Raw genomic sequence first — 22,197 nt, 5'->3', positions numbered from 1 at the left:
ACGTCGAAGGGAGCTGACCCATGAACAGAATCAACCCTGTCTCGCGTCGCGGTTTTCTCAAGGGCAGTGCGGTGTTGGGCGGCGGTCTGGTGGTGGCGTTTGTCATCCCAGGTGCCAATCGCTTTGCCCTCGGCGCCGAGAATCAAGGAAATGTCTTCGCCCCCAATGCCTTTTTACGCATTGGCAACGACAACAGCATCACCGTGCTGCTCGGCCATTCGGAAATGGGCCAGGGCATCTGGACCGGCCTGACCATGTTGATCGCCGAAGAGCTGGACGCCGACTGGTCGAAAATCCGTGTCGAACATGCGCCGGCCTCGGCGGCCGATTATGGCCTGCCGGCGTTTGGCGGAATGCAGATCACCGGCGGTTCGACGTCGACCTGGATGGAGTTCGACCGCTATCGCCAGGCCGGAGCGGCGGCACGCTTGATGCTGATCGAGGCGGCGGCCAAGCGATTCGACGTGGCGCCTTCGCAGATCCGCACCGAATCGGGCGTGGTCATTGCCGGCGACAAGCGCGCCACTTACGGCGAACTCGCGGATGACGCCGCCAAGCTGCCGGTGCCGGATCCGGCCTCGATCAAGTTCAAGGAAGCCAAGGACTGGAAAGTCATCGGCAAACCCACCAAGCGCCTCGACACCCCGGAGAAAATCACCGGGCAGGCGAAGTTCGGCATGGACGTGCAATTCGATGGGCTGATGACGGCGATGGTCGCTCGCCCACCGGTGTTCGATGGCAGCGTCAAATCCTTCGAAGGCGCCGAGGCCCTGGCGGTGCCGGGCGTGCACAAAGTGGTGCAGGTGCCCACGGGTGTCGCAGTGATTGCCGATCATTATTGGGCGGCGAAGCTGGGACGTGATGCGCTGAAGGTCGAATGGGACCTGGGGCCAAACGCCGGGCTCGACAGCCAACAGCTGCTGGAGAGCTTTCGTAAACTCGCCGCCACCCCCGGCACTTCTGCCAGTAAGGCCGGGGATGCGATGGCGACGCTGGGCAAAGCGGCAAAGACCATTGAGGCTGAATACAGCGTGCCGTACCTGGCTCACGCGCCGATGGAGCCGCTCAACTGCACGGTGAAAATTTCCAAGGATAAATGCGAAATCTGGACCGGCACGCAGTTTCAAACGCTGGATCAGATGATCGCGGGGAAGATCACCGGGCTCAAACCCGAACAGGTCGAGATCCACACCCAATTCCTCGGCGGCGGCTTCGGGCGTCGGGCCAACCCGACCTCGGATTTTGTCAGTGAAGCCGTGTACGTCGCCAAGGCAGCGGGCGGGCCGGTGAAAACCGTCTGGGCCCGAGAGGATGACATTCGCGGCGGTTACTACCGCTCGGCGTTCTTGCATCAGGCGCGCATCGGGCTGGGTGCCGACGGGATGCCAATGGCCTGGAAGCATGTGCTGGTCGGGCAGTCGATTCTGACGGGCACCTCGTTTGCGGCGACCATGGTCAAGGATGGCGTCGACAAAACCTCCGTCGAAGGCGTGGCCGACAGTCCTTACCTTGAGGGGCTGGCCAACCACCAGGTCGAACTGCATTCACCGCAAACCGGCATCAGCGTGCTGTGGTTGCGTTCGGTGGGACACACCCACACTGCATTCGTCATGGAGTCGTTGATCGATGAGCTGGCAGACGCCGCCGGCAAGGATCCGGTGGAGTACCGACGCGCCTTGCTCAAGGCGCATCCGAGGCATCTGGGTGTGTTGAATCTGGCGGTGGAAAAAGCCAACTGGAAAGCACCCTTGCCGGACGGCCACGCATTGGGCGTGGCGGTGCATGAGTCTTTCGGCAGTTATGTCGCCCAAGTGGCCGAGGTATCGCAGGACAATCTGGCTATTCGCGTACACCGGGTGGTGTGTGCGGTGGATTGCGGCATTGCGGTCAACCCGCAGGGCATCGCCGCGCAGATGGAATCAGGTATTACCTTTGGTCTTGGATTTACCTTGCACAGCAAGCTGACGTTCAAGAACGGTCAGGTGCAGCAATCCAATTATCACGACTATCAGGTCCTGCGCCTGAACGAGATGCCGGTGGTCGAGGTGCATATCGTCCCCAGCAGCGACAAGCCCGGCGGCATCGGCGAGGTCGGTGTACCGCCCGTGGCGCCGGCCGTGGCGAACGCGGTGTTTGCCCTGACCGGGCAGCGTCTGCGGGAACTGCCGCTGCAACTGTCGGGGGTGTGAGATGAGACGACATCTGATTCTGGGCGCGGTGGTGCTGATCGGTCTGAGTGGCTATGCCTCTGACCTGTTCGCTGATGATAAAGAGGCAGTGAAGGCGTTCGACACGGTGCAGAAAGTGTTCCAGAGCCCGCGTTGTCAGAACTGTCATATCCCCGGCGATTCGCCGTTGCAGTTCGACGCCGGTGTTCCTCACGCAATGAATGTGGTTCGCGGCCTGGACGGCAAGGGCGCAGCCGGTTTGCCGTGTGCCAGTTGTCATGCCGAAAGAAATCCGCCGGCCAGTTATGGCCCCAACTCGCCACCCGGAGCGCCACATTGGAGCCTGCCGCCAGCGGCGCACAAAATGGCCTGGATCGGCCTGCCGCCCGACAAGTTGTGCGCGATGATCAAGGACCGATCCAGTAATGGTGATCGTGATTTTGCGGCGCTGATCAAACATGTCAGCGAGGACAAACTGGTGCTTTGGGGCTGGCGTCCGGGTGAGGGACGGGCGCCGGTGCCGGTGCCCCATGACATATTCGTCACCCAGTTCAAGCTCTGGGCCGATGCAGGAGGGCCGTGTCCGCTGGCGGGTAGCTGACCAGCGGCGCGTTTATAGGGAGTCATACCGGGTGTGAACGACTCTAACGTTCATATCCATCAAGGAGTGAGAGATGTTAACCCCAGGCAAACCGCTCAAACCCGGCGCTGGCGCAGACATGCGTGCGCCGAATGCACTCGACAGCGCAGACCGCGATGTACTGCGCGATCTGGCGCGAAGGGCCGAGCAAGCGCTGATGGGCGTGCAGATGGCGAGCATGGATGAATTGACCCTGCTCTCCAATCGTCACGGCTTCGAGGCTTTGGCTCAGTTAGGGCTGGAGGCCTGTCAGCAGTTGGGCAAACCCGCGACGCTGCTGTTTTTCGACCTCGACGACTTCAAACGCATCAACCAGCTGTACGGTCGCGCCGAGGGCGACGATGCCCTGAAAACCTTCGCCGATGTGCTACGCATCGCCTTTCGTGAAAGCGATGTGATCGGCCGGCTCGGCAGCGATGAGTTTGCTGCCTTGTTGACCGGCGCCGACGCCGTGGAAATCGCCGCGATCAGGGCGCGCCTCGAAGAAATACTCGATGAACGCAATGCCACGGCACATCGTGGCTATGACATTCGCTTCAGTATCGGGCAGATCGAGTTTGATCCTCGGCTACACCAGACAGCGCAAGACTTGTTGGCCTTGGTCGATAAGGCGATGCGCGACCGACAGTTCGACGCCCGTCATTGTTGAATGGCGTCTTGCAAGACCGTTGCAATGTGCTCGGCTGTCCACAACAGCCGGTCGGGCCGATCATTTGGCGAACAACTGATCGATATTCTTGAACGCCTTGAATTCCAGAGCGTTGCCGCAGGGGTCGAAGAGAAACATCGTGGCTTGTTCGCCCACCAATCCCTGAAAGCGGATACCCGGTTCGATCACGAAGCGTGTACCAATGGCTTTCAAGCGCTCGGCCAGGGTCTCCCATTCCTCCATCCCCAATACCACACCGAAATGCGGTACTGGTACATCGTGACCATCGACGGCGTTGGTATGGGCGGCTTCCTGAGAAGCGTTTTTCGGTGCCAGATGAATCACCAGTTGATGGCCGAAAAAGTTGAAATCGACCCAGTGATCGCTGGAGCGACCTTCCTCCAGGCCGAACGCTTCACCGTAGAAGCGCCGGGCGGCGGCCAAGTCGTAAACCGGGATGGCCAAATGAAAAGGGGACAGTTGCATCGGACGTGCCTCGACAGGTTGGGAGTTGATACCGAGTTTAGCCCTGTGCTTTTTGATTGAAAGACGATAGTTTTTGCGGCGAGCTCAAATTATTTCGATCAATTGGAGGGCCTATGCTGCGGGAACTGAAAACCTTCATTGCCGTGACGCGTTATGGCACGTTCGCTGCGGCAGGCATGCACATTGGTCTGACCCAGTCGGCGGTCAGCGCGCAGATCCGTAACCTTGAGCAGGCGTTGGGCATACGCCTGTTCGATCGCACCGGACGTCAGGCGATTCTCAACGCGGCGGGGCAGCGGGCGTTACCAATGGCCCGGGAAATTCTTGAGACCTTCAGCCGTATGGCTGTCAGTGATGGCGTCGGCGAGTTTCGTGGTGAATTGAAGATCGGCGCGGTGGCCACCGTCCAGACCGGGCTGTTGCCGCGAGCGCTGTTGCGACTCCGGCAACAGGCGCCATTGCTGGAGGCGAAACTGGTGCCGGGGGTATCCCTGAGCCTGTTGAGTCAGGTGGACACCGGCGAAGTGGACCTGGCGATTCTGATCAGGCCGCCGTTTGAATTACCCAAGGAATTATCGGTGCAAGTCATTCGCCGGGAGCCGTTTGTGCTGATCGTGCCGGCAGATCTTGAGGGCGACGACCCGCTGCAGTTGCTCGCCAACCACCCCCACGTGCGCTACGACCGCAATTCTTTCGGTGGGCGCTTGGTGACTCGCTTTTTACGTGAGCAGCAGATTGATGTGCAGGTGGCACTGGAACTGGATGAGCTGGAAGCTATCGTCAAAATGGTCGAATGCGGGCTGGGTGTTTCGCTATTGCCCGAGGCGGGGCTGTGGCTTGAGCATGGGGCGAAGGTGCGGATCATTCCGTTGGGTGAGCTGACGTTCTACCGGGAGATCGTGCTGTTGCAGCGTTATAGCCAGCGCACACAACCGATCCAGCAGTTGTTTGCCCGGTGTTTGACGCAGATCGACGACTGAACACTAATCCCTGTGGGAGCGGGCTTGCTCGCGAAGGCGGTGTTCGGCATACAGAAAGTGTCGACTGGCACACCGCTTTCGCGAGCAAGCCCGCTCCCACATTTGACCGCATCAAGCCTGGAATTGAGGGCATAAAAAAACCCGCCAATCGGCGGGTTTTTTCATGGCTAACCGAAGATCACTCTTCGATGTTGCCCATGGCGGTGGTGTTGAAGCCGCCGTCTACGTACATGATTTCGCCGCTGATGCCGGACGCCAGGTCCGAGCACAGGAAGGCGCCGGCGTTGCCGACTTCGTCGATGGTGACGTTACGACGCAGCGGGGTTTGCGCTTCGTTGGCGGCCAGCATTTTGCGGAAGTTCTTGATGCCGGAAGCGGCGAGGGTGCGGATCGGGCCAGCCGATACGCAGTTCACGCGGGTGCCATCCGGGCCCAGGGAGCCAGCCAGGTAACGCACGCCAGCTTCCAAAGAAGCCTTGGCCATGCCCATTACGTTGTAGTTCGGCATGGTGCGCTCGGCGCCCAGGTACGACAGGGTCAGCAGGCTGCCATTGCGGCCTTTCATCATTTCGCGGCCAGCCTTGGCCAGGGCCACGAAGCTGTAGGCGCTGATGTCGTGAGCGATGCGGAAACCTTCACGGGTGGTGGCTTCGGTGAAGTCGCCGTCCAGTTGGTCGCCCGGGGCGAAGCCGACGGAGTGCACGATGCAGTCCAGGCCGTCCCACTTCTTGCTCAGTGCTTCGAAGACCTTGGCGATTTCTTCATCGCTGGCCACGTCGCACGGGAAGCACAGCTCAGGGCTCGAGCCCCAGCCTTGTGCGAATTCTTCGACACGACCCTTGAGTTTGTCGTTCTGATAAGTGAAGGCAAGCTCAGCGCCCTCGCGATGCATGGCGGCAGCGATGCCGGATGCGATGGACAGCTTGCTGGCGACACCGACGATCAGTACGCGCTTACCGGCGAGAAAACCCATGTGTTGCTCCTCTTTTCAGGTTTATTGCGCAGTGGCTGGTGCCAGAAAAGCGGCTTCCAGCAACTGCTGTGTATACGGATGTTTGGGGGCGGCAAAGATACTTTGCGCGTCTCCCTGTTCGACCACTTGGCCATGCTTGACCACCATCAGCTGGTGGCTCAGCGCTTTGACGACAGCCAGGTCATGGCTGATGAACAAATACGTCAGGTTGTACTTGGTTTGCAGTGAACGTAGCAGCTCCACCACTTGGCGTTGCACGGTCCGGTCGAGGGCCGAAGTCGGCTCGTCCAGCAGAATCAACGCCGGTTTTAGCACTAATGCCCGGGCAATGGCGATTCTCTGCCGTTGCCCACCGGAAAATTCGTGGGGGTAGCGGTGCCGGGTTTCCGGGTCCAGGCCTACCTCCTTGAGTGCCGCAATAATCGCTTGTTCCTGTGCTGCCTCAGTGCCCATCTTGTGGATTCGCAGGCCTTCGCCGACGATCTGACTCACGCACATCCGTGGGCTCAGGCTGCCGAAAGGGTCCTGGAACACCACCTGCATCTCCCGCCGCAGCGGTCGAACTTCACTCTGCGTCAGGCAGTCTAGCTGCTTGCCTTCAAAACGGATGGTGCCTTTGCTACCGATCAGCCGCAATATTGCCAGGCCGAGCGTCGATTTGCCGGAACCGCTTTCTCCCACAATCCCCAGGGTCTGGCCTTGGGGCAGGCTGAAATTGATGCCATCGACCGCTTTGATATGGTCCACGGTCTTTTTCAGAAAGCCTTTCTTGATCGGGAACCAGACTTTCAGGTCCTCGACCTGCAGCAATGGCGGGCCAATCACATTGGTCGCCGGCTTGCCGCTGGGCTCCGCTGCCAGCAGTTCCCGCGTGTACGGATGCTGCGGCGCGCGGAACAATTCTTCGCACGATGCCTGTTCGACGATGCAACCGCGCTGCATGACACATACGCGATGCGCAATTCTTCGTACAAGGTTCAAATCATGACTGATCAGTAACAACGCCATGCCCAGGCGGGCCTGCAATTCCTTGAGCAGTTCGAGAATTTTCAGTTGAACGGTCACGTCCAGCGCCGTGGTCGGTTCGTCGGCGATCAGCAGTTCCGGCTCATTGGCCAAGGCCATCGCGATCATTACCCGCTGGCGCTGGCCGCCGGACAATTCGTGGGGCAGGGCTTTGAGACGCTTCTCCGGTTCGGGGATGCCGACCATTTCCAGCAGTTCCAGCGTGCGTTTGGTCGCGACTTTGCCGGTCAGGCCTTTGTGGATGCCCAACACTTCGTTGATCTGCTTCTCGATCGAATGCAGCGGATTGAGCGAGGTCATCGGCTCTTGAAAGATCATCGCAATCCGGTTGCCGCGGATGTGGCGGATGGTTTTCTCTTTCAGGTCCAGCAGATTCCGGTCGGAATAAGTGATGGTTCCGGACGGGTGCCGGGCCAGCGGGTAGGGCAGCAGCCGCAGGATCGAGTGGGCGGTCACCGATTTGCCGGAGCCGCTTTCGCCCACCAGCGCCAGGGTTTCGCCGCGCTTGATGTCGAAGCTGACGCCTTCGACCACCCGCTGCACGCGTTCGCCGACGATAAATTCGACGGCCAGGTCGCGCACTTCGATCAGATTGTCCTGATTCATTTCACTTCCTCGGGTCGAAGGCATCGCGAGCGGACTCGCCGATGAACACCAGCAAACTCAACATCAGCGCCAGCACCGCAAACGCACTCATACCGAGCCACGGCGCTTGCAGATTGGATTTGCCCTGGGCCACCAGTTCCCCCAGGGACGGCGCGCCCGGCGGCAGGCCGAAGCCAAGGAAGTCCAGGGCGGTCAGCGTGCCGATGGCGCCGGTCAGGATGAACGGCATGAAGGTCATGGTCGAGACCATGGCGTTGGGCAGGATATGGCGGAACATGATCGCACCATTCTGCATGCCGAGCGCCCGGGCCGCGCGCACGTATTCCAGATTGCGACCGCGCAGGAACTCGGCGCGCACCACATCCACCAGGCTCATCCACGAGAACAGCAGCATGATCCCCAGCAGCCACCAGAAATTCGGCTGCACGAAACTGGCCAGAATGATCAGCAAATACAGCACCGGCAACCCGGACCAGATCTCCAGAAAACGCTGCCCGGCCAGATCGACCCAGCCGCCATAAAAGCCCTGCAAGGCCCCGGCGATCACGCCGATGATCGAGCTGAGAATGGTCAGCGTCAAAGCGAACAGCACCGAAATCCGGAAGCCATAAATCACTCGGGCCAGCACATCGCGGCCCTGATCGTCGGTGCCCAGCAGGTTATCGGCCGAGGGCGGCGCGGGGGCCGGGACTTTCAGGTCGTAGTTGATGCTTTGGTAGCTATAGGGAATCGGCGCCCACAAAACCCAAGCGTCTTTGGCCTTGAGCAGTTCGCGGATGTACGGGCTCTTGTAGTTGGCTTCCAGCGGGAATTCGCCGCCGAACGCGGTTTCCGGGTAGCGCTTGAGGGCCGGGAAGTACCAGGCGTTGTCGTAATGCACCACCAGCGGTTTGTCGTTGGCGATCAGTTCGGCACCGAGGCTTGCGCCGAACAAAATCAGGAATAGCCACAGCGACCACCAGCCACGCTTGTTGGCCTTGAACAGTTCGAAACGTCGGCGATTGAGAGGGGACAGGTTCATCTCAATGCTCCCGGCTTTCGAAGTCGATGCGCGGATCGACAAAGGTGTAAGTGAGATCGCCAATCAGCTTCACCACCAGCCCCAGCAGGGTAAAGATGAACAGCGTGCCGAAAACCACCGGGTAATCGCGGTTGATCGCTGCTTCAAAACTCATCAGGCCGAGGCCGTCGAGGGAGAAAATCACCTCCACCAGCAACGAGCCGGTGAAGAAGATCCCGATGAATGCCGAAGGGAAACCGGCGATCACCAGCAGCATGGCGTTGCGAAACACATGGCCGTACAACACGCGGTGGCGGGTCAGGCCCTTGGCCTTGGCGGTGACTACGTATTGCTTGTTGATTTCATCGAGGAAGCTGTTCTTGGTCAGCAGCGTCATGGTCGCGAAGTTGCCGATTACCAGTGCGGTCACCGGCAGTGCCAGGTGCCAGAAATAATCGAGGATCTTGCCGCTGGTGCTCAGTTCGTCGAAGTTGTTCGAAGTCAGGCCCCGTAGCGGGAACCAGTCAAAATAGCTGCCGCCGGCGAACACCACAATCAGCAGGATGGCGAACAGGAATGCCGGGATCGCGTAACCAACGATGATCGCCGAACTGGTCCAGACGTCGAAGTGGCTGCCGTGTCGCGTCGCCTTGGCGATCCCCAGCGGGATCGACACCAGGTACATGATCAGCGTGCTCCACAGCCCGAGGGAGATCGACACCGGCATCTTTTCCTTGATCAGGTCGATGACCTTGGCGTCACGGAAGAAGCTGTCGCCGAAATCCAGGGTGGCGTAGTTCTTGATCATGATCCACAAGCGTTCCGGCGCCGATTTGTCGAAGCCGTACATGTGCTCGATTTCCTTGACCAGCGCCGGGTCCAGGCCTTGGGCGCCGCGATAGGCGGAACCGGCCACCGACACTTCGGCACCGCCGCCGGCGATGCGACTGGTGGCGCCTTCGAAGCCTTCGAGCTTGGCAATCATCTGTTCCACCGGCCCACCGGGGGCGGCCTGGATGATCACGAAGTTGATCAGCAAAATGCCGAGCAGGGTCGGGATGATCAGCAGCAGTCGCCGAAAAATATACGCCAGCATCTGATTACTCCGTGCCCGCAGGGTCGGCTTGCAGTTTGGTTTCGACTTCTATCGGCACTGTCGCGTTGGGCTTGACCCACCAGGTATTGATGCCAATGTCATATTTGGGCGAAACCTTCGGGTGGCCGATGTGGTTCCAGTACGCCACGCGCCAGGTCTTGATGTGCCAGTTGGGGATCACGTAATAGCCCCATTGCAGCACCCGGTCCAGCGCCCGGGCATGGGCCACCAGGCTTTGGCGCGAATCGGCGTTGATCAGTTGCTCGACCAGTTGGTCCACCACCGGGTCTTTCAGGCCCATGGAGTTGCGGCTGCCCGGTTTGTCGGCTGCGTCGGTCATCCAGAACTCACGCTGCTCGTTACCCGGCGAGTTGGACTGCGGGAAGCTGCCGACAATCATGTCAAAGTCCCGGGAGCGCACGCGGTTGATGTATTGCGAGACGTCGACCCGACGGATCACCAGATCAATGCCCAAATCACTGAGGTTGCGCTTGAACGGCAGCAGTATCCGCTCGAACTCGGTCTGGGCCAGCAGGAACTCGATGGTCACCGGTTTGCCGGTGGCGTCGACCATTTTGTCGTCGACGATCCGCCAGCCGGCCTCTTGCAGCAGTTGATAGGCCTTGCGCTGCTGGGTGCGGATCATGCCGCTGGCGTCGGTTACCGGGTTCTGGAACGCTTCGCTGAACACTTGCTCGGGAAGCTTGCCACGGAATGGATCGAGGATTGCCAGTTGATCGGCATCCGGCAGGCCGGTGGCGGCCATTTCCGAGTTTTCGAAGTAACTGCGGGTGCGCGCGTAGGCGCCGTTGAACAGTTGCTTGTTGGTCCATTCGAAGTCCAGCAACAGGGTCAGTGCCTGACGCACGCGCACATCCTGAAACACCGGGCGGCGCAGGTTGAACACGAAGCCTTGCATGCCGGTGGGGTTGCCGTTGGCGATCTCTTCCTTGATCAGCCGACCTTCGGTCACCGCCGGAATGTTGTAGGCCTTGGCCCAGTTTTTTGCGGCCGATTCCAGCCAGTAGTCGAACTGACCGGCCTTGAGCGCTTCCAGCGCGACGGTGTTGTCGCGGTAATAGTCGGTGGTCAGTACGTCGAAGTTGTAGAAGCCGCGATTGACCGGCAGGTCCTTGCCCCAGTAATCCTTGACCCGCTCATAGCGCACCGAACGCCCGGCCTTCACTTCGCTGACTTTGTACGGGCCGCTGCCCAGCGGCAGTTCCAGGTTGCCCTTGGTGAAGTCGCGAGTGGCCCACCAATGCTTGGGCAGTACCGGCAGTTGCCCGAGGATCAGCGGCAATTCACGGTTGTTTTTGTGCTTGAACTTGAACAGCACTTTAAGCGGGTCTTCGACGACCACTTCTTCCACGTCACTGTAATAGACGCGGTAGAGCGGGGCGCCGTCCTTGGTCAGGGTCTGGAAGCTGAACACCACGTCTTCGGCACGTATCGGGTGACCGTCGTGGAAGCGTGCTTCGGGACGCAGGTAGAAGCGCACCCAGCTGTTGTCCGGGGCTTTTTCGATTTTGCCGGCGATCAGGCCGTATTCGGTAAACGGCTCATCCAGACCCTGTTTGGCCAGGGTGTCGTAGATCATGCTGATGTCGTCGGCCGGCACGCCTTTGTTGATGAACGGGTTGAGGCTGTCGAAGCCACCGAAGCCGGCCTGGCGGAAGATCCCGCCCTTGGGCGCGTCAGGGTTCACGTAATCGAAATGTTTGAAATTGGCCGGGTATTTCGGCGGCTCGTTGTACAGGGTCAGGGCATGTTGCGGGGCGGCGCAGGCCAGCCCGGCGAACAACAGACCGCTGGCCTGCAAGAGCAGGGCGCGTACGGGTTTCATCGATCTTTCTCCGAAGATTTCAGCCACCACGCGCTCAGGCCCAGGGTGTAGGGCGGCGTGGTGACGAAGGCGAACCGGTTGCGGTAGGCCAGGCGGTGATAATTGAGGTACCAGTTGGGAATGATGTAGTGCTGCCACAGCAGCACACGGTCGAGTGCCTTGCCGGCGGCGACTTGTGCATCGCGGGTTTGGGCAGCGAGCAGTTGTTCGAGCAAATGGTCGACCACCAGGTTGGCGATACCTGCGTAATTCTTGCTGCCCTTGACCCCGACCTGGCTGGAGTGGAAGTACTGCCATTGCTCCAGGCCCGGGCTGAGGGTCTGGTTGAGGGTCATCAGGATCATGTCGAAATCGAACTGATCGAGGCGCTGTTTGTACTGGGCGCGATCGACCGTGCGCAGCCGTGCATCGATGCCGATGCTGGCGAGGTTCTCGACGTAGGGCTGAAGGATGCGTTCCAGGTTCGGGTTGACCAGCAGGATCTCGAAGCGCAACGGTTGGCCGATGGTGTTCTGTAGCCGCTGACCGCTGAGCTTCCAGCCGGCCTCGGCGAGCAGCTCCAGGGCCTTGCGCATGGTTTCCCGCGGAATGCCGCGGCCTTCGGTCTGCGGCAGGCTGAACGGCTCGGTGAGCAGCTTGGCGGGCAACTGATCGCGATAGGGCTTGAGCAACAGCCATTCGTGACCGACCGGTAGCCCGGTGGCGGAGAACTCGCTGTTGGGGTAATAACTCATGGCGCGCTTGTAGGCACCGCTGAACAGCGTGCGGTTGGTCCACTCGAAGTCGAACATCAGCCCCAGCGCTTCGCGGACCTTGGCCTCGGCGAAGGCCGGTCGCCGGGTGTTCATGAACAGGCCTTGGCTCTGGGTCGGGATCTGATGCGCGATTTGCGCCTTGATCACCTCGCCACGGCGCACGGCCGGGAAGTTGTAACCGTTGGCCCAGTTCTTCGCCTGGTGTTCGATGTAGATGTCGAACTCACCGGCCTTGAACGCTTCGAAAGCCACGTCACTGTCACGGTAGAACTCGACTTCCATGCGATCGACGTTGTACTTGCCGCGATTGACCGGCAGGTCTTTGCCCCAGTAATCCTTGACCCGTTCGAAGACGATCTGCCGCCCGGGCGCTACCGAGGTGATGCGATATGGCCCGCTGCCCAATGGCGGCTCGAAGGTGGTGGCCTTGAAGTCGCGACCTTCCCAGTAATGCTGGGGCAACACCGGCAACTCGCCCAGGCGCAGGATCAGCAGCGGATTACCGGAGCGTTTGAAGACGAAACGGATGCGCCGCGGGTTGAGGATATCCACCCGCGACACTTCCTGAAGATTGGTGCGGTATTGCGGATGACCTTCCTTGAGCAGCAGACGGTAAGAGAACGCCACGTCGTAAGCGGTGATCGGCGTGCCATCGTGGAAACGCGCTTCGGGGCGCAGGTTGAACACCACCCAGCTGCGGTCTTCGCTGTATTCCACCGATTGGGCAATCAGGCCATAACTGGAGGTCGGCTCATCGCCGGACGGCGCGTATTGGCCGGTGCCGACCATCAGCGGTTCATTGAGTTCGTTGATGCCGTATTGCAGGAAGTTGCCGGTGGAAACCGGGCTCGAGCCCTTGAATGTGTAAGGGTTGAGCGTATCGAAGGTGCCAAACGCCATCACCCGCAACGTACCGCCCTTGGGCGCTTGCGGGTTGACCCAGTCGAAGTGGGTAAATCTGGCCGGGTACTTGAGCGTGCCGAACTGCGCATAACCATGGCTTTCGCTGATCGTCGCGCTTGCGGGGGAGCTCAAGGCCAGGCTGATCAGGAGCAGGAGGAGGGGACGCTTCAAGTCAGAGATCCGATCCAGGCGGCTTGGGCTTTGTGGGCCGTACAGTAACAGCTTGTATCGACAGGAAAAAGACGGGGGCTGAAAGCGATGTCCAGGCATAAAAAAAGATCGCAGCCTGCGGCAGCTCCTACATCGATCATGTACACCCGCGATTGATTGGATGTACGCATTCTGTAGGAGCTGCCGAAGGCTGCGATCTTTTCAGCAGCACACAATTTTAATTCGGCGAAGCAACCGTCAGCATCTGCCCCGGCTTCAGCGCCTGGCCAACTCGAGGGTTCCAGCGCTTGAGGTGCTGCATTTCAACGTTGAAACGTTTGGCGACCATGTACAGCGAATCGCCTTGCTTGACCTTGTATTGGGTCTGTTGCGTCTTGTTTGTAACCTTGCCGTTCGCCTTGCTGTTCGCCGCGACCACGGTGTTGACGCGCCCGGATTTGCGCTTGGTGGTGTCCTGCATCACCAAAGTCTGGCCGACCTTGAGGTTCTTGCCAGTCAGTTTGTTCCAGCGTTGCAGGTCCTTGATGTCGACCTTGTTGGCCTTGGCAATGGTGCCCAGATTGTCGCCGCGTTTGACTCGATAGGCGCGCTTGAGGCTGGCGATTTCGCTCTCGTCTGCCCCTTCGAACACTGGCTTGAGCGATCGCTGGCTGATCAGCTCGTCAGGACGCATGGTCGACAGGCTGGCGGTCAGCAGTTGCGCCTTGGACGTTGGCACCAGCAGATGCTGGGGGCCGTCAATGGTGGTGCGCTGCTTGAAGGCCGGGTTGAGCTGGAACAGTTCGTCTTCGTCGATGTTGGCCACCGCGGCAACCTTGGACAGGTCCATGCGCTGGTTGATTTCGACGACCTGGAAGTACGGTTCGTTGGCAATCGGGTTGAGGTTCACGCCATAGGCTTCGGGCGCCAGGACCACTTGCGACAACGCCAGAAGCTTCGGCACATAGGCCTGGGTTTCTGCGGGTAGCGGCAGGTTCCAGTAGTCGGTCGGCAGGCCGAGTCGTTCGTTGCGCTCGATGGCCCGGCTGACCGTACCTTCGCCAGCGTTGTAGGCCGCCAGGGCCAGCAGCCAGTCGCCGTTGAACATGTCGTGCAGGCGGGTCAGGTAATCCATCGCCGCGGTGGTCGAGGCGGTGATGTCGCGACGGCCATCGTAGAAGCGGGTCTGACGCAGGTTGAAGTAACGCCCGGTGGAAGGAATGAATTGCCAAAGACCCACCGCGTTGGCCCGGGAATAGGCCATTGGGTTGTAGGCGCTTTCAATCACCGGCAACAGCGCCAGTTCCAGCGGCATGTTGCGTTCTTCAAGGCGTTCGACGATGTAGTGAATGTAGAGGCTGCCGCGTTCGCCGGCGTTTTCGAGGAAGGACGGATTACTGGCGAACCACAGGCGCTGTTGCTCGATGCGCGGGTTGACCCCCAGGTTGTCCTGCAACTGGAAGCCTTGGCGCATGCGCTCCCAGACGTCCTGTGGAATTTGCGGTGTTGGTTTCTCGCTGAGCCAGATGGGTTTTTGCTTGGCTCGAGCGGCGATATTCGGAGTGTGTGTCGCTTCGGTCTGCGGCACATGGCTGGAACAGCCCGCCAAAGTGGCGGACACAGCCACCGCGATGGCTTGAGCCAAGCGGGTCAATGCGTCTGAATTGATGGCTTTACGAATAGGTGACGACATTGGCTGGAAGTAAGTTCCGGGCAAAAATGTCGGGCGATTCTAGAAAGCGCACCCCCTGCGGTCAACCATTCAGAATTTTTGTATCATCAAGCAGCCTCCCTAGAACGTATCTTTCCACGCTCGAAGAGCAGCAAAAACCGCACTCGGAGCCCGGTTATCAGTACCATTCCGTTCGTCCACTTTTTCTTTAACGGATGTTTCTCCGGTACGCAAAAACGGATTAGTGAGCTTTTCCAGTGCCAGCGTCGAAGGCAACGTCATTATTTCGGCGTCGCGTTGCCGGGTGACTTTGGCCAGTCGTTCGAGGGTATCGGGGTTGTTCGGTTCGACTGCTGCGGCGAACTTCAGATTGCTCAGGGTGTACTCGTGAGTGCAGTAGACCAGCGTGTCTTCGGGCAGCGCTGCGAGGCGGCTCAGCGAGTGATGCATTTGCTCGGGCGTGCCTTCGAATAACCGTCCGCAACCGGCGGCGAACAGGGTGTCGCCGCAAAACAAATGGCCCTGATGATAAAAGGCAATGTGCCCAAGGGTATGGCCCGGTACCTGGATGACGTCGAAGTCCCAGCCCAGCACGCTGATGCGGTCATTATCCTTGAGCGCCACGTCCCGCGCCGGGATGCTTTCGCTGGCCGGGCCGTAGACTGTCGCGTCTGTCGCTTTTTTCAGCCGCTCGACGCCGCCGACATGGTCATGATGGTGATGAGTGATCAAAATATCGCTTAACACCCAACCCGGGTGCGCCGCGAGCCAGGCTTGTACTGGCGCGGCATCGCCCGGGTCGACCACGGCGCAGCGCTGGGTGCTGTGGTCTTGTAACAACCAGATGTAGTTGTCGGTGAAGGCGGGCAGGGCACTGATCTGTATCATCGTCGGATTCGCCAAGCGGAAAACATTGGCGCATCTTAGAACTTCCTGGCGCGTTGGAGAATGCAATGACCGATAAAGCGTTCGCTCAGGCCGATCCTGAGTGGCTGACATTGATCAGCGCGGCCCGTGAATGGCTGTCCGGGCCCATCGGGCAATTTCTGCTGGACGAAGAACGACGCATGCTCGAAGACGAGTTGGGGCGCTTCTTCGGCGGCTACCTGGTGCATTACGGCCCTTCGGCGCAGACACCGCCGTCGGCGCCGCAGGTCCAGCGCAATGTGCGGCTCGGTGCGCCGTTGCCGGGGGTCGAGATCGTCTGCGAAGAGCAGGCCTGGCCTTTGAGCGAGCACGCCGCCGATGTGGTGGTGTTGCAGCACGGGCTGGATTTCTGCCTGTCGCCCCACGGTTTGCTGCGCGAAGCGGCGAGCAGTGTTCGGCCTGGCGGGCATCTGCTGATTGTCGGAATCAACCCCTGGAGCAGCTGGGGCCTGCGTCATGTGTTCGCCCATGACGCCTTGCGCAAGGCCCGCTGCATTTCGCCGTCGCGGGTTGCTGACTGGCTGAACCTGCTGGGCTTCGCGCTGGAGAAACGCCGCTTCGGGTGCTATCGTCCGCCGCTTGCGTCGCCTGCCTGGCAAGCCCGTCTGGCCGGTTGGGAGCGCAAGGCCGGTGACTGGCAATTGTCGGGTGGTGGCTTCTATTTATTGGTCGCGCGCAAGATCGTGGTAGGCCTGCGGCCGGTGCGTCAGGAACGGCGCGAACCGATGGGCAAGCTGATTCCATTGCCGATGGCCAAGGTCAACCGTCGTCACCTCGAACCGTAGTACACATTTTATTTTCCCGGCCGGGTTCGCCCCGGCCTTGGGCATCGTCGGTCACCGATCGGCGAGCCACCGCATTTTCTGGATAGATTGGCATGAGCGATAGCGTAGAACTCTTCACCGATGGCGCCTGTAAGGGCAACCCTGGCCCGGGCGGCTGGGGTGCGTTGCTGGTATGCAAGGGCGTTGAAAAAGAACTCTGGGGCGGCGAAGCCAACACCACCAACAACCGCATGGAGTTGATGGGCGCGATCCGTGGCCTGGAAGAACTCAAACGCTCCTGCGATGTGCTGCTGGTGACCGACTCCCAGTACGTGATGAAAGGCATCAACGAGTGGATGGCCAACTGGAAGAAACGCGGCTGGAAAACCGCGGCCAAGGAACCGGTAAAAAACGCCGATCTGTGGAAGCTGCTCGACGAACAGGTCAACCGCCACAACGTCACCTGGAAATGGGTACGCGGGCACATCGGCCATCACGGCAACGAACGGGCTGACCAACTGGCCAACCGTGGCGTTGATGAAGTGCGTGGGTACAAGCAGGCCTAAAGCCGCGCGATCCCCCCGTAGGAGCTGCCGGAGGCTGCGATCTTTTGATCTTGATCTTCAGCGGCTCCGAAAAAAACAAGATCAAAAGATCGCAGCCTTCGGCAGCTCCTACAGGGACCGTGTTCACAGTACCAAGGTCGTGGTAGCCGGTTGTCTGGCGGCGCGCTGGATCCCGCGAGCGTGTTAACATCGCCGCTTTTGCACGATTGACCCGTTGAGAGCTGAGCACTGATGGCCACCAGATCCGTTGTACTCGATACCGAAACCACCGGCATGCCGGTGACCGACGGCCACCGGATTATCGAAATCGGTTGTGTCGAGTTGATCGGTCGGCGCCTGACCGGCCGGCATTTCCACGTTTACCTGCAACCGGATCGCGAAAGTGACGAAGGCGCCATCGGCGTCCACGGCATCACTAACGAATTCCTGGTGGGCAAGCCGCGTTTCACTGAAGTGGCCGATGAGTTCTTCGAGTTCATCAAGGGCGCGCAGCTGATCATCCATAACGCGGCGTTCGACGTTGGCTTCATCAACAACGAATTCGCCCTGATGGGCCACCACGAACGCGCGGACATCACGCAACACTGCTCGATCCTCGACACCCTGATGATGGCCCGGGAACGTCACCCGGGGCAGCGCAACAGCCTCGACGCCTTGTGCAAACGCTATGGCGTCGACAACTCCGGTCGTGAGCTGCACGGCGCGTTGCTCGACTCCGAGATTCTCGCCGACGTTTACCTGACAATGACCGGCGGCCAGACCAGCCTGTCGCTGGCCGGTAATGCGTCCGATGGCAATGGTTCAGGTGAAGGCGCGGACAACTCCGCCACCGAAATCCGTCGTCTGCCGGCCGATCGTCAGCCGATCCGGATCATCCGTGCCAGTGAAGAAGATCTGGCCCAGCACATTGCGCGCCTTGAAGCCATCGCCAAATCCGCCGGCGCTCCGTCGCTGTGGCAGCAATTGGCTGAGGCCAAGGCCCAGGCCTAAAGGCCTTAAAAGATCGCAGCCTTCGGCAGCTCCTACGCCAACCGTGTCGAGCATCAAATCAACGGTGGCCCCGATCCTGTAGGAGCTGCCGCAGGCTGCGATCTTTTGATCTTCGCAAACGCAACCAATGCCCCACTTCAGGGCATCCCGCTCGCCACATGCGCTCCAACCCTCTACCCTGAGGTTATTGGCAGGCCACGGTCTGCCGCCTCAGGACACCGAGCCCCATGTATAAAGATTTGAAATTCCCGGTCCTGATCGTCCACCGCGACATCAAAGCCGACACCGTTGCCGGTGATCGTGTGCGTGGCATCGCCCGGGAGCTGGAGCAGGAAGGCTTCAGCATCGTCTCGGCGGTCGATTACAACGAAGGGCGTCTGGTCGCCTCGACTCATCACGGCCTCTCCTGCATGTTGATTGCCGCCGAAGACGCCAGCACCAATGCTCATCTTCTGCATAACATGGCCGAGCTGATCCGCCTGGCACGGGTTCGGGCGCCGGACCTGCCGATCTTTGCCCTGGGCGAACAGGTCACCCTGGAAAATGCCCCGGCCGACGCCATGGCCGAGCTCAATCAGTTGCGCGGCATTCTTTATTTGTTCGAAGACACCGTGCCCTTCCTCGCCCGTCAGGTCGCTCGCGCGGCGCGCAAATATCTGGACGGTCTGTTGCCACCGTTCTTCAAGGCGCTGGTGCAGCACACCGCTGACTCCAATTATTCCTGGCATACCCCCGGCCATGGCGGCGGCGTGGCGTATCACAAGAGCCCGGTGGGGCAGGCGTTTCACCAATTCTTCGGGGAAAACACCCTGCGTTCGGATTTGTCGGTATCGGTGCCCGAGCTCGGTTCGCTGCTCGATCACACCGGCCCTCTGGCCGAGGCGGAAGCGAGAGCCGCGCGCAATTTCGGCGCCGATCACACCTTTTTCGTGATCAATGGCACCTCGACCGCCAACAAGATCGTCTGGCATTCCATGGTGGCCCGCGATGACCTGGTGCTGGTGGATCGCAACTGCCACAAGTCGGTGTTGCACTCGATCATCATGACCGGCGCGATTCCGCTGTACCTGTGCCCGGAGCGCAATGAGCTGGGGATTATCGGCCCGATTCCGTTGAGCGAATTCAGCCGCGAATCGATCCAGGCCAAGATCGACGCCAGCCCGCTGACCCAGGGCCGCGAACCCAAGGTCAAGTTGGCGGTGGTGACCAACTCGACTTACGACGGCTTGTGCTACAACGCCGAGCTGATCAAGCAGAGCCTGGGCAACAGCGTCGAGGTGTTGCATTTCGATGAGGCCTGGTACGCCTACGCGGCATTCCACGAGTTCTTCGCCGGCCGTTACGGTATGGGCACCTCTCGCAGCGAAGACAGCCCGCTGGTGTTCACTACGCACTCTACGCACAAGTTACTGGCGGCGTTCAGTCAGGCGTCGATGATTCACGTTCAGGACGGCGGTGCGCGGCAGCTGGATCGCGACCGTTTCAACGAAGCATTCATGATGCATATCTCGACCTCGCCGCAGTACAGCATCATTGCTTCGCTGGACGTGGCCTCGGCGATGATGGAAGGGCCGGCCGGGCGTTCGCTGTTGCAGGAAATGTTCGACGAGGCCCTGAGTTTTCGCCGGGCCCTGGCCAATCTGCGTCAGCACATCGCCGCTGATGATTGGTGGTTTTCCATCTGGCAACCACCCTCGGCCGAAGGTATCGAGCAGGTGGTCACCGAAGACTGGCTGCTGCAACCCGACGCCGATTGGCATGGCTTTGGCGGCGTGACCGACGACTATGTGCTGCTCGATCCGATCAAGGTCACGCTGGTGATGCCGGGTTTGACGGCAGGCGGTGCCCTGAGTGCGCGGGGGATTCCGGCGGCGGTGGTCAGCAAATTCCTCTGGGAGCGTGGGCTGGTCGTGGAAAAGACCGGGCTGTATTCGTTCCTGGTGCTGTTCTCCATGGGCATCACCAAGGGCAAGTGGAGCACGCTGCTGACCGAATTACTGGAGTTCAAGCGCAGTTACGACGCCAACGTCAGCCTGGCAAGTTGTTTGCCGTGCGTGGCGCAACACAATATTGCCCGTTATCAAGGCATGGGTTTGCGTGATCTGTGTGATCAATTGCACGCCTGTTATCGCAGCAACGCCACGGCCAAACACCTCAAACGCATGTACACCGTACTGCCGGAAGTCGCGATGAAGCCGGCGGACGCCTATGATCAATTGGTACGCGGGGAGGTTGAGGCTGTTTCGATCGATGCTCTGGACGGGCGGATCGCAGCGGTAATGCTGGTGCCATACCCGCCGGGGATTCCGTTGATCATGCCCGGCGAGCGTTTCACCGAGTCGACCCGTTCGATCATCGATTACCTGAAGTTTGCCCGTACGTTCGACAGCAGCTTCCCCGGATTTGTCGCCGATGTGCATGGCTTGCAACACGAAGACGAGGGCAATGGACGGCACTACACCGTCGATTGCATCAAGGAATGAGGACCTTTCCGAGTATGCAACCAGTCATGAATCCCAAATACCCAGGCCTCTCGGTGCGTGTCGCCGATGAGGGGTTTGCGGCTTATATCTGGGGCAGTGATTTCAGTTTTGAAGTCGCCGCCTATGGTGCCGCGCAAATCGGTAAGCCGGTGCTGCAGTGGCCGGTGACACCAATCACCCCGTATCGCAAGTGTTATGGCATCGATCCCGAGGAATTCAGCAGTTTTCGCGATGCCGCTGACAGCGAGATTTTCATGGCCTATCTGGATGACGAGCCGGTGGGTCATTTAGTGGTCAGTACCAACTGGAACGGCTTCGCCCATATCGATGAATTGGCGGTGCATGCGCCGGCGCGCCGTCATGGCGTGGCCAAGGCGCTGCTGGACGTGGCGCAGTTCTGGAGCCGCAAGAAAAAACTGCCGGGCATTATGCTGGAAACCCAGAACAACAACCTGGGGGCCTGCCGACTTTATGAGCGTTGCGGTTACACGGTCGGCGGGATCGATCATCTGCGCTACCGCGGGATCGATCCGAACACCGCTGAGGTGGCGCTGTTCTGGTATCGCCTGTTCGATAATCCGCTGGAAAACCCGCTCAGCTCGCCAACATCGCCACGGCTTGTTCCGTGACGATGTCCAGCAACGCCTGAACCGCCGAAGAGGGCTCGGCGGTCTTGAGGCTCAAGGCATACACGCTGATCGGCACGGCAGGCGCCAGGGGGCAGGTATCGAGCCCAGCCGATTTGGCGCCGAGGGCGGTGAATGGGTCGACGATTGCCAGGCCTTCACCGGCCTCGACCATGCTGCGCATCATTTGATGAGTCTGGACCCGGGTCTGGATGACCGGGGCAGGGCGCAGCGCATGCAGCTTGTTGTCCAGCGCCGGGCTTAACGGATCGTGACCTTCCAGGCCGACCATCGACTGGCCGGCCAGGTCCTGCAGCGAGATGTACTTCTGTTTCGGTTGCAGCCAGCCATGGGGCGCCAGCAGCTGGAGCTTGCCTTGAGCGATGACCTGGCAATGGATATCGGCGTGGTCCGGGTCATGCAGGCTCAGGCCCAAATCGCTTTCACGCAGCAGCAGGCTTCTGACAATCTCGCGGGTCGGCTGGCTCAGGAGGGTGCAAGGTGCGTCGGGGAGGCGTCGGCGCAGGGCCGCGATGCTGTGTGGCAACAGGTGTTGTGCCAACGGCGGGGTGCAGATGATTCGCAGGGGCGGGGCCAAATATTGCTTGAGGCTGCTGGCCAGTCGCTGGACCGGCTCGAGGGCTTCGTAGACGTGGGCGATCTCGACCTGCAACTCCCGCGCCTCGCGCGTGGCTTGCAGGCGACCACGCACGCTGGCAAACAGCATGAAACCCAACTGATCCTCGGCATCACGCAGGGTGCGTTCAACCTCGGCCACCGGCAACTGCAGCCATTCGGCGGCGGTGCCCAGGTGACCGGTCTGCAGGAGCGCCTGGATCACTTCGATATGACGTAAACGCATGCGTGAAGTCCATGTTCAGCAGGTGAGGG

At 60.2% G+C, this 22,197-nt stretch carries 19 protein-coding genes; 9 read left to right on the top strand and 10 right to left on the bottom strand.

Annotation, left to right across the window (positions count from 1 at the left end; translation table 11 throughout):
* The first annotated feature begins 20 nt into the window (after positions 1 to 20).
* The 3 genes from TU81_RS08925 (at position 21) to TU81_RS08915 (ending at position 3,457) form a co-directional block, all read left to right on the top strand.
* Positions 21 to 2,189, top strand: coding sequence for a xanthine dehydrogenase family protein molybdopterin-binding subunit (locus TU81_RS08925; RefSeq protein ID WP_048394552.1), 2,169 nt, complete (start codon positions 21 to 23; stop codon positions 2,187 to 2,189).
* A gap of 1 nt (position 2,190) precedes the next feature.
* Positions 2,191 to 2,769, top strand: coding sequence for a hypothetical protein (locus TU81_RS08920; protein ID WP_048394549.1), 579 nt, complete (start codon positions 2,191 to 2,193; stop codon positions 2,767 to 2,769).
* A 73-nt stretch (positions 2,770 to 2,842) separates the two neighbouring features.
* Complete coding sequence (locus TU81_RS08915) at positions 2,843 to 3,457, top strand: GGDEF domain-containing protein (protein WP_038984109.1); 615 nt, start codon at positions 2,843 to 2,845, stop codon at positions 3,455 to 3,457.
* Positions 3,458 to 3,517: 60 nt separating this feature from the next.
* On the opposite strand, the gene TU81_RS08910 is transcribed toward TU81_RS08915, so the two are convergent.
* Positions 3,518 to 3,943 (bottom strand): VOC family protein, encoded by a 426-nt coding sequence (locus TU81_RS08910; protein WP_038984108.1) that lies wholly within the window; start codon positions 3,941 to 3,943, stop codon positions 3,518 to 3,520.
* A 113-nt stretch (positions 3,944 to 4,056) separates the two neighbouring features.
* On the opposite strand from TU81_RS08910, the gene TU81_RS08905 reads away from it, so the two are divergent.
* Positions 4,057 to 4,923: a LysR family transcriptional regulator gene (locus tag TU81_RS08905; protein WP_048394547.1), complete on the top strand. Its 867-nt coding sequence runs from the start codon at positions 4,057 to 4,059 to the stop codon at positions 4,921 to 4,923.
* 178 nt (positions 4,924 to 5,101) lie between these two features.
* Here TU81_RS08905 and fabI read toward each other — a convergent pair whose 3' ends face one another.
* From fabI to gloB, 8 genes are all read right to left on the bottom strand, one after another.
* Positions 5,102 to 5,896 carry an enoyl-ACP reductase FabI gene (gene fabI / locus TU81_RS08900; protein ID WP_007906751.1) on the bottom strand — a complete coding sequence of 265 codons (795 nt, stop codon included), beginning with the start codon at positions 5,894 to 5,896 and terminating at the stop codon, positions 5,102 to 5,104.
* A 21-nt stretch (positions 5,897 to 5,917) separates the two neighbouring features.
* On the bottom strand, positions 5,918 to 7,528 hold the full coding sequence (locus TU81_RS08895; RefSeq protein WP_038984106.1) for an ABC transporter ATP-binding protein: 1,611 nt from the start codon (positions 7,526 to 7,528) through the stop codon (positions 5,918 to 5,920).
* 1 nt (position 7,529) lies between these two features.
* A complete protein-coding gene (locus TU81_RS08890; RefSeq protein WP_008074378.1) occupies positions 7,530 to 8,549 on the bottom strand; it encodes an ABC transporter permease in 1,020 nt (339 codons plus the stop codon).
* A 1-nt stretch (position 8,550) separates the two neighbouring features.
* Positions 8,551 to 9,624, bottom strand: coding sequence for a microcin C ABC transporter permease YejB (locus tag TU81_RS08885; protein ID WP_048394544.1), 1,074 nt, complete (start codon positions 9,622 to 9,624; stop codon positions 8,551 to 8,553).
* Positions 9,625 to 9,628: 4 nt separating this feature from the next.
* Positions 9,629 to 11,470, bottom strand: a complete 1,842-nt coding sequence (locus TU81_RS08880; protein ID WP_048394542.1) for an extracellular solute-binding protein — start codon at positions 11,468 to 11,470, stop codon at positions 9,629 to 9,631.
* Positions 11,467 to 13,299, bottom strand: a complete 1,833-nt coding sequence (locus TU81_RS08875; RefSeq protein WP_048394540.1) for an extracellular solute-binding protein — start codon at positions 13,297 to 13,299, stop codon at positions 11,467 to 11,469. The genes TU81_RS08880 and TU81_RS08875 overlap by 4 nt, the downstream gene beginning before the upstream one ends.
* 217 nt (positions 13,300 to 13,516) lie before the next feature.
* Entirely contained in the window at positions 13,517 to 14,971 is a 1,455-nt protein-coding gene (locus TU81_RS08870) for a transglycosylase SLT domain-containing protein (RefSeq protein ID WP_038984103.1), read from the bottom strand.
* Positions 14,972 to 15,070: 99 nt separating this feature from the next.
* Complete coding sequence (gloB, locus tag TU81_RS08865) at positions 15,071 to 15,838, bottom strand: hydroxyacylglutathione hydrolase (RefSeq protein WP_048394537.1); 768 nt, start codon at positions 15,836 to 15,838, stop codon at positions 15,071 to 15,073.
* Between the two features lie 65 nt (positions 15,839 to 15,903).
* Here gloB and TU81_RS08860 point away from each other — a divergent pair, with 65 nt between their 5' ends.
* The 5 genes from TU81_RS08860 (at position 15,904) to TU81_RS08840 (ending at position 21,309) form a co-directional block, all read left to right on the top strand.
* Positions 15,904 to 16,662 carry a methyltransferase domain-containing protein gene (locus TU81_RS08860; RefSeq protein ID WP_008074391.1) on the top strand — a complete coding sequence of 253 codons (759 nt, stop codon included), beginning with the start codon at positions 15,904 to 15,906 and terminating at the stop codon, positions 16,660 to 16,662.
* Between the two features lie 92 nt (positions 16,663 to 16,754).
* Positions 16,755 to 17,207, top strand: coding sequence for a ribonuclease HI (gene rnhA / locus TU81_RS08855; protein WP_003180633.1), 453 nt, complete (start codon positions 16,755 to 16,757; stop codon positions 17,205 to 17,207).
* Between the two features lie 231 nt (positions 17,208 to 17,438).
* Positions 17,439 to 18,197, top strand: coding sequence for a DNA polymerase III subunit epsilon (dnaQ, locus tag TU81_RS08850; RefSeq protein ID WP_038984101.1), 759 nt, complete (start codon positions 17,439 to 17,441; stop codon positions 18,195 to 18,197).
* A gap of 227 nt (positions 18,198 to 18,424) precedes the next feature.
* Entirely contained in the window at positions 18,425 to 20,680 is a 2,256-nt protein-coding gene (locus tag TU81_RS08845; protein ID WP_038984100.1) for an Orn/Lys/Arg family decarboxylase, read from the top strand.
* A 14-nt stretch (positions 20,681 to 20,694) separates the two neighbouring features.
* Positions 20,695 to 21,309, top strand: a complete 615-nt coding sequence (locus TU81_RS08840) for a GNAT family N-acetyltransferase (RefSeq protein ID WP_038984099.1) — start codon at positions 20,695 to 20,697, stop codon at positions 21,307 to 21,309.
* On the opposite strand, the gene TU81_RS08835 is transcribed toward TU81_RS08840, so the two are convergent.
* Positions 21,275 to 22,168, bottom strand: a complete 894-nt coding sequence (locus TU81_RS08835; protein WP_038984098.1) for a LysR family transcriptional regulator — start codon at positions 22,166 to 22,168, stop codon at positions 21,275 to 21,277. The two genes, TU81_RS08840 and TU81_RS08835, sit on opposite strands and share 35 nt — an antisense overlap.
* Between the last annotated feature and the right edge of the window lie 29 nt (positions 22,169 to 22,197).

It is taken from the genome of Pseudomonas lini, from assembly GCF_001042905.1.
GTDB classification, from domain to species: Bacteria; Pseudomonadota; Gammaproteobacteria; order Pseudomonadales; family Pseudomonadaceae; genus Aquipseudomonas; species Aquipseudomonas lini.
Note: the sequence above shows the minus strand (reverse complement) of the source record. Positions and strands in the feature narration are given on the sequence as shown.